This is a genomic window from Staphylococcus sp. HGB0015 (assembly GCF_000411275.1).
Taxonomy (GTDB): domain Bacteria; phylum Bacillota; class Bacilli; order Staphylococcales; family Staphylococcaceae; genus Staphylococcus; species Staphylococcus schleiferi.
In genome coordinates this window covers 968,147-976,567 of record NZ_KE150418.1, presented here as the reverse complement: position 1 = coordinate 976,567, position 8,421 = coordinate 968,147, and the positions used below count along the sequence as shown (strand labels likewise).

9 protein-coding genes and 1 riboswitch are annotated in these 8,421 nt (G+C 35.2%); of the genes, 2 read left to right on the top strand and 7 right to left on the bottom strand.

Annotated features, from left to right (window positions below; translation table 11 throughout):
• The 7 genes from HMPREF1208_RS11085 to HMPREF1208_RS11055 all read right to left on the bottom strand — a co-directional run.
• Positions 1-1,661, bottom strand: a 1,661-nt coding sequence (locus tag HMPREF1208_RS11085; RefSeq protein WP_016426469.1) for a FlxA-like family protein, incomplete at its 3' end; no start/stop codon positions are given.
• Between the two features lie 239 nt (positions 1,662-1,900).
• Positions 1,901-2,758: a membrane protein insertase YidC gene (gene yidC / locus HMPREF1208_RS11080; RefSeq protein WP_016426468.1), complete on the bottom strand. Its 858-nt coding sequence runs from the start codon at positions 2,756-2,758 to the stop codon at positions 1,901-1,903.
• Between the two features lie 88 nt (positions 2,759-2,846).
• On the bottom strand, positions 2,847-3,485 hold the full coding sequence (gene thiE / locus HMPREF1208_RS11075) for a thiamine phosphate synthase (RefSeq protein ID WP_016426467.1): 639 nt from the start codon (positions 3,483-3,485) through the stop codon (positions 2,847-2,849).
• A gap of 1 nt (position 3,486) precedes the next feature.
• On the bottom strand, positions 3,487-4,278 hold the full coding sequence (gene thiM / locus HMPREF1208_RS11070) for a hydroxyethylthiazole kinase (RefSeq protein ID WP_016426466.1): 792 nt from the start codon (positions 4,276-4,278) through the stop codon (positions 3,487-3,489).
• A 1-nt stretch (position 4,279) separates the two neighbouring features.
• The gene (gene thiD, locus HMPREF1208_RS11065) at positions 4,280-5,086 is read right to left on the bottom strand and encodes a bifunctional hydroxymethylpyrimidine kinase/phosphomethylpyrimidine kinase (RefSeq protein WP_016426465.1); all 807 of its coding nucleotides are present in this window, start codon (positions 5,084-5,086) and stop codon (positions 4,280-4,282) included.
• Positions 5,087-5,089: 3 nt separating this feature from the next.
• Positions 5,090-5,767: a thiaminase II gene (gene tenA / locus HMPREF1208_RS11060; protein ID WP_016426464.1), complete on the bottom strand. Its 678-nt coding sequence runs from the start codon at positions 5,765-5,767 to the stop codon at positions 5,090-5,092.
• Positions 5,768-5,836: 69 nt separating this feature from the next.
• Positions 5,837-5,937: riboswitch (TPP riboswitch) on the bottom strand.
• A 418-nt stretch (positions 5,938-6,355) separates the two neighbouring features.
• Positions 6,356-6,721, bottom strand: coding sequence for a single-stranded DNA-binding protein (locus tag HMPREF1208_RS11055; protein ID WP_016426463.1), 366 nt, complete (start codon positions 6,719-6,721; stop codon positions 6,356-6,358).
• Positions 6,722-6,901: 180 nt separating this feature from the next.
• Between HMPREF1208_RS11055 and HMPREF1208_RS11050 the strand changes: the two genes are divergently transcribed.
• Both HMPREF1208_RS11050 and HMPREF1208_RS12480 read left to right on the top strand, forming a co-directional pair.
• Positions 6,902-7,336, top strand: a complete 435-nt coding sequence (locus HMPREF1208_RS11050) for a YwpF-like family protein (RefSeq protein ID WP_016426462.1) — start codon at positions 6,902-6,904, stop codon at positions 7,334-7,336.
• Between the two features lie 344 nt (positions 7,337-7,680).
• On the top strand, positions 7,681-8,421 hold a 741-nt coding region (locus HMPREF1208_RS12480), incomplete at its 3' end, for an ISL3 family transposase (protein WP_016426461.1).

Below are 8,421 nucleotides of genomic sequence, written 5' to 3'. Positions count from 1 at the left end.
TCTGCTTTACCTACTTCAGCATTTGGTGTATCCCAATCTTTTGACTCTGCTTCTTTTTCCCAGGCATCCGCATGTGCATCTTCTTCCGCTTTTCCTACTTCAGCATTTGGTGTATCCCAATGTTGTTTGGCAAATTCTTCTTTTGTCATAAATTTAGCTCGGTATACTTTTGACTCAATTTTGTTATCGCGTGATACAGGACTATCCCATCCTACAAAGACACTACCTTCATCGGCAACAGGAACAGGTCCTCCAAAAAATGAATCTTTCCAAGTTTTATTGTTTCTAATTAAATAAACAAGTGCTTTATCCGTTGAAGTGTAATTATATAATGCACCAGGTCCATCTGCGATAAAAGCGATTGCTGTGTAGTGATTTTTATCATAAGGACGTGTTAATGATTTAGGATGTGGGCGTGCTGGATCTTTTTCATCTAAAGGATGGTTGATATCAGTAGGTTTATATTTTCCTATTAATACATCAGTCGTACCAAAAGCAGCTAAATATATATTATCTGATGGATATGTGTTGTCTTTAGGAAGTTCTGAACGCCATTCAATAAATTCATTATATTTGTCATTAGGTTTAGGCGTAGGGACAACCATGCCGTTATCTTTTAATTGTTTCCACGTTTGTCCGTGCTTTACATAATAAATCAGATTATTTGCAGACTTACCGTCATTTTCAAAGTGGCCGCCATTTAATGCCTTAAAGAAAATAGGTGCATAGTCGTCTCTATCTACTTGGCTAAGTTTTGCATTTACTTCATCAGATTCAATATTAGTAAAAGGACCTAACACAGGCGGTGTATTTTTATATTTTTCTAAACCAATATGCGCTCTAAATAAGCGGTCTCTTGTAATTTTTCCATCTTTTGGCAAATCATAAGACCAATATTTTAAATAGTAACCTTCTGGTACATGAACTTGTGGTAATTTGAATTTAACATCTTTCCAATCCGTTTTCTTTAAAACATAATAACCAAATGAAGGCGTATAAGTGCCATTGGGCATGATTAATTGCGCGTGTGAATTAAAATTATCGTATATTTTAAAGCTAATCGCACTAAAGCTGTTAGGATCAACAACATCTTTATTTTGTTTTAACTCTCTATGTGTCGGACTAATGAGGTTGACAGGTCCAATCATTTGAAGCTTCTCTTTTTCAGGATGCCCCTCTTGTTCTTCCTCAATTGGATGAGATTGGTGAATTTCTGCATGATGATGCTCATCATGCGCTGTGTGTGTTAAATTTTCATGATTATGGGTATGTAGGTCTTCTGTGGAAGAAGGCTTTGCATGCTCTGTTTCTGAAGGATGTGTTGAAGTAGTAGGTGCAACTTCAGGTTGAGGTATATGTTCACTCGTACTTCTTGATGGTTGATTGACAGCTTGAATGTCATCATTGTGATTCTGTTGAACGTTATCAACTTTATCTTGCGTGTCTCGATTTTCAGACTGAATGCTTTGGTCTTGCTGTTCTTTATTTTCAAGGTTCTTATTATTCTCTGAAAGTGGCTGAGCACTGTTTTGTTTGACCTCTGTTGGCTGATCATCACTTTGTTGATCTTTCGCATTGTCCGTTGTATCAGCATATGCTACGTGTGATGAAAGCAAGATTCCGCTTGAAACAAGCATTGATGTAACTATTGTTTTTTTCATGACTGTTCTCCTTTAATCGTAATGATTACGATTAATTATAGTCAATTAAATTTTAGTAGTCAATATTGTATTTTTAAAAAGATTGTAATACATATAAATTTGTGAACATTTATTTACAATTTTTTATAATGAGTGATTTTTCTACTATCCATCCTTTTTTCATTCATATAAAAAGGAAGGTAAATAAAAAAGTAGTGACTCGACTTTTAAATCGACTCACTACTTATCTTAGTCATATCTTATTTTTTCTTTTTCTTTACGACTTGAGTATTTTTCCCTGCTTTTGCATTTTTCTCGCGCTCGAATTTCTCAATTAATGGTGCAACTTCTGCTTTTGCTTTACGTCCATAGACAACGTTAGCAACATAAGTTTGAACAACAAGGAACGCAGCTGACACTGACCAATACAAACCTAGTGCAGCAGCTGAACTTAATGAAATCCAAATAATCATAATTGGAGAAATAATCATCATCATGTATCCCATTTGACGTTGCTCAGGTGGCATATTAAAGCTTGAAACATACGCTTGAATAAAGTAGAGCACACCAGCTATAATTGTAATCCAAATATCGGGCTTATCTAAATGGAACCATAAAAAGTCAGAAAACTTTGTAATTCCCCCACCTGATGGGTATTTTAAAACAAAGTATAAAGCCATGACGATAGGCATTTGTATAATGAGAGGTAAACATCCCAACATACTTGCCATAGGATTCATATTATATTTTTTATAAACTTGCATCATTTCTTGATTGGCAGCTAATTTATCTTCTTGAGTACGCGCACGTTTAACCTTTTCTTGTGCTTCTGTAATTTCAGGTTTTGCAATTTTCATTTTTTCACGCATCATATGCATGTTTTTATAGTTGGACAGCATAAAAGGTAATAAGACGAGACGGACAGCTAATACAAGAATAACAATGGCCAACCCGTAATTATCGCCTAACGAATTCCCCAACCAATGAATGAGATTGTCCATAGGCTGAACAAACGTATTATAAAAGAAACCATTTCGGTTTTCAGGCTTACTGTAATCACATCCAGCTAGAAATAAGACTACACCTAGAAGGGTCGTCAGTAACGCTTTGTTCTTCATTTTTCCACCTCTAAAGTAATATTCACATAAATGATATTTTATCATAGAAATCGTAATGGTGGAAATATATTCAAACGTAAAAATGATTTTATTTGAAATATTGCATATAACGATTCACAGAGTTTTCAATATTTCTACTATGTGTTATCGAGGAAATGGTCGCAATACCATCTGCTCCATTTTTAATAATAGATGACACATTTTCTTCAGTTATGCCACCTATAGCTACAATAGGAATATTCTCATCATATTCTCTCATTCGTCGAATCATTTCGACACCACCAGGTTTTTTGGCATCGCTTTTTGAACTCGTTTCATAAACGGGTCCAACACCAATATAATCTACATGTGTCAAATCTGATTGATCATACTCTTCGAAGTTCCCTACACTTAATCCAATAATTTTGTTTTCTAGCTTAGAATAAAATGAAGCTATTTTTTCATCATCTTGTCCTACATGAACACCATCAGCATCAATTTCTATCGCCAAATTGATATCATCATTGACGATAAAAGGCACTTTATAGGCATGACATAACTTTTGCAATTCCAACGCCTTCTTCTTTTTCTCATTTCCTGTTAAAGAAGATGGCCCCTTTTCGCGGAATTGGAACATTGTAATACCCGCCTCTAACGCTTCTTTAAGAATCGACTCAAGACTGCCCTCTTTCACATCTTGCGTTCCGGCAATGAAATAAATACGTAATTGCTTGCGGTCAAAACCCATTTTAAATCACTTCTCTCTTTTTGATCTCCAATTGGTAAGATTCAGCGGATGTTTGATTCAATGCATCAATAAAAGCGACAAGAAAAGTCCCTGGTAAATCTGCGCCCTCTCGAAGCTCAGCCTGTTCTGCAGCAATATTATAAAAAGATACTGCTTGGGTCAATTGTTCGATTGAAGGTATTTCATCTCCTAATAAAAAGCTCGCAATCACACCTCCAAGCAAACATCCTGCTCCTGTGATTTTAGTAAGGAGTGGCGTACCATTAGATAATGTAACAATACCCTCTTTTTGAATAATAACATCGACCTTGCCAGAAATAACGATAGCGGTTTGATACTTTTTATACGCTTCTTGTGCGATTGTTACAACATCGATATCATCCGCACTATCCGTACCTTTCATCGTTGTTGTCGTATCGACTAAAGTCATTATTTCAGAAGCATTACCTTTAATGACCGATACATCTACTTCCTCTAGGAAACGTTGACAAAAATCTTTTCTAAATTGAGATGCGCCCACTGCAACTGGATCAAACACAACAGGCACGCCTTTTTTATTGGCTGTTTTTGCGATTTTTAGCATGTCTTCACCGCGTTGCTTTGTCAATGTCCCAATATTAATTAATAATGCTTGCGCTACATTAAAAAAATCATCTGCTTCTTCCGGTGCTTCACTCATTGCAGGGCTTGCACCGACACTAATCAAACCGTTAGCCGTAAAGTTTTTAACAACATCATTGGTGTAACAAACAACTAAAGGATGTTGTGCTCTTAACTTTAATAAAAAATTCATATTAATCCCACCCATTGATTTTTTCATATGCAAAATGGTTCACCGGGCCACGCCCTTTTCCTATTTCAGGGGTATGTTGAATTGCTAACGAAATATATTTTTTCGCTTTAGCTACTGCATCGAAAACTGACTTTCCTTTTGCTAATTCTGCTGTAATAACTGCCGAAAAAGTACAACCTGTTCCATGTGTGTGTTGTGTTGGGAAACGTTCACTTTTAAATTCATAATGACCTTCTTTAGTAAATAAATGGTCAATCGCATCGCCTTCTAAATGGCCACCTTTAATAATGACACCTTTTGAGCCAATTTCTTGAATAAAATATTGACCGGCACGAAGAATTTTTTCTTCACTATCAATGGTCATTTCCACGATTTCTTCAGCTTCAGGAAGATTAGGTGTTGCAACATCTGCATAAGGTAATAATGATTCTTTTAAACTCTGACGTACACTTTGGTCCATTAATGAATCTCCACTTTTGGCAACCATTACGGGATCTATGACATAAGGAATATCAATCTTTTTCAAATAGTTTTCGATGACTTCCATCATTTCCGGTGTAGGTATCATACCCGTTTTTAAAGCATGCGGTTTTTCATCATTAAATACACTTTCTAATTGTTCTTCAAGCCATGCAGCATCTAAATTATGAATATGCTGAACACCTAAAGAGTTTTGCGCTACAATACTTGTAATTGCTGCCATGCCATAAACACCACAGGAATGAAAAGATTTCAAATCTGCCATTGCACCTGCGCCACCACTAGGATCCGTACCTGCAATTGTTAAAGCTATTTTTGGTTTTTCCATTTTTTACCCTCCAAATTCCCATTGTTCTAATTGATATGACATATTAAAGAAACGGCGTTCATGAATCGTACTTTGTAGAAAGTTTTGTCGTAAAGTTTTTTGAACTTGAGTAGAACTCGTTTCTGCATAATCATCTAACCATCGTTGAATGTATGACATTAAAGTGTCCATTTCTTGTGCATAAAATGCAAACCATGATTTCAATGGGTTTGAATTTGAAAAATCGTACTGTGCCATTGCACGTTTGCCAAGTTGTTGATAAACATATGGGCATGGCGCCATAGCGGCAATCGTATATGCCACATTATCAAATGCAAAAGCATTGTAATACATATGTTTAATGTAATGATCGGCAGAGGGATACCATTCACCCTCAGCGATTATCGATTGATAATCTTCACCTACAAAATCAGCTAAAATATGATGCGGTTCCACTTCTCCTGAGCTTGCAAATTGTATTTGTTCGGTCAAAAATTGTATTTCTTCTTTTGAATTGACTTTAGGTATTAACAACGCGTATATTTTCGCAAACTCATTTAAATAGCGAGCGTCTGCACGTAAATAATGCTTAACTGCTGCTTTAGGAATTTGCCCTGTAAGTAAACCTTGAATAAAATCATCATTATAAATTTGCTCAATAATTGGCTCTGCCTCTTGCATTAACTGTTCAGAAAATGTCATTTTGTATTCTCCTTTGATATGAAAAAAGACCACTAAGAAAAGCAGCCTTGATAACATACCATGGTGAATGATGTTATACCGCTACTTCCCTACGTTGGTATCAACCAAATCAGGTTCGAAGGGTCTGAATTGCCATTCATCTCAGCCATAAGGCGCCCCTAGTAGTCTTATTTATTTATACTTAATGTATCAAAAAGACTGTTTAATTTCAATTAGAGTCGACTTTTATTCTGAATATTCTATTTTAATGATTCGATTTACCAATTATTAGTATGAAACTGTTGTTCCAATATTTAATACCTTTATGTATGTATTCTTTTCATTTATAGAGCGCAGTCGATGTCTGGGCTGCGCTTTCGCTCTTCTAGCTCGCCTCAGCCCTAGTCATCTTTGCCGGGGTGGGACGACGAAATCTATAGATTTCTGTCCCACTCCCATTCAAAAATAATAGTTGGGAATGTTTTTGAAGGTAAATGAATAAGATCAGTTAAATGATTGTGTGAGGTAAATTCGATTATATTTTGTAAGGGGAAATATAATTTGAGAAGGTTGATTTTGAAAGCATAGTGGGTGATAAATCATAGATATTTAAATTTGTGTTTGGCTTGTTAGGTTTTCACATGTTGATTTCATTTGCGAGGGAATAAAGGGATAAAATTGTGTAACGAGAAGTTCCGTAGCATAACGTTTTTCATCATTATGAAAAAAACGTCTTGTTTGAATTTGTCCGCTGATTGCTACAATGATGTCTTCTTTGAAAGCTTCTTTAATTTGAATTGCCACTTCTCCATATGCTTTGCAGTTCAAAAAGTCATACATGGGTCGCTGGTTGCGACTTAAATAGTTACGTGTGACTTTGACTGTAAAAGTTATCAAGTGACTGTTTTCATTTTCATAATACTGTGGCGGACGATTAATACAACCGATTGCTTGAAATTGGTTAATTGAGCTCACCTCCTATATCCGTAATATAGTCGGTTTATCACAATAAAACAATGTTCAAAAAATTAAAAACAACCATGCAACCTCCTTTAAAAGTTCAAGCAGGTAAAGAATTTTTTTACTTTTTGAGTTATAATAAGCGATGAATCCATTTTTTCGAAAAGTTCTTTAATCTTTTAAGGGGTTGGTTGAATGAAAACATTTAAGGCTGTCCGCTTCCAAATCGTTTCTGAAAACAGTACTGTGACAGAATATGAACTGATTGATGGCGTTATTATTAATAAAGAAAATAGTGGAACAGGTTGGTTGTTGGAAATTGTCATTTCTGATGTGCATCAAGAACAAATGGAACAGTATATGGCAGAAGAAAAGTTATTAGATATTCGTGTCGTCATTACACGCCCTTCTAACGATCCTGCGTTATTTGATGCCACAATTAAACATATTACACCTTTAAAAGAGTCTATCTCTGTCGTATTTGAATGTCACATCTATACATTGCGCCAAGTGTACGCGGAAAGTTTACTTGAGCAATTAGTGAATGAAGGTCTTGAAGGTGATGAGTTAATCACAACATTTAACCGTATGATGCAATCAAAACCACGTTTAAAAGACGAACGGCAATAGTGTGAAATTAATCATTTTTGACAACAACTTTTCGTAAAAATTAAACGTATCAGAAATATTAAATTGAATAAAACATCTCAAATATATTTAAACAAGAGGAATATCGACGTTTCTTCAAATAAAAGTAGATGTCTAGGTTGTACTTGATTCAAGTTGTTCACGACCCAGACATCTACTTTTTTATATTGGACATTCATTATGCCATTATATTTAATTTTGGTTGTATATTTTTAACGGTTGGTGAAATATTCACTGACCGTTATTTTAATTTTTGATATTAAAAAAGCACAAATATCTCTATAATTGTAAGTGACCAAACCAACGATTAAGGAGATATTGTGCCTATGTGTAATGATATATCAGAAATGCTTGGAATTAAAGTCAAAAATTTAAAAATCACTCAAAATCTAGGATTAGATGTACATAAAAACGTAAAGGCATTATTATACGAAGGCCAATTGACATATCATCCCAGTGCTTGTGCGTGTTGTGGAATTAAAAATGATGCCCATTTAATTATTAAACATGGCTTTCGTAAAACGAAAGTTTATATGGGATTAATTTTTGAAAGACCTGCCTATTTAAAATTGAAGAAACAGCGCTTTTACTGTAAAGCTTGTCAACAAACCTTTACAGCTCAAACACCCTATATTCAACCCCGATGTACCATCTCAAATGAGGTCAAACGCATGATGACCCGGAAACTATCTAAAGTCATCTCTGAAAAGGATGTCGCTGAAAGTCTATGTGTATCACCTTCAACTGTCCATCGCCATTTAAAAGAGGTAAGTGATTCGGTGAAGACGCAGGCACATCATGTTTTACCGGAGCACTTAGCTTTTGACGAATTCAAATCAACGAAAGATGTCGAAGGTGCGATGAGCTTTATTTACTGTGATAGTGTAACCCATGATATCATCGATATTTTACCTGATCGTCGCAAACATAAATTAGAAGCCTATTTTTTAAAGTTCTCTAGAAAGCAACGTGAAAGAGTGAAAACCATCTCTATAGATATGTTTCCACCTTATATCGCACTCATTCAAGACTTATTTCCTCATGCGGAGATAATTATGGATCGCTTT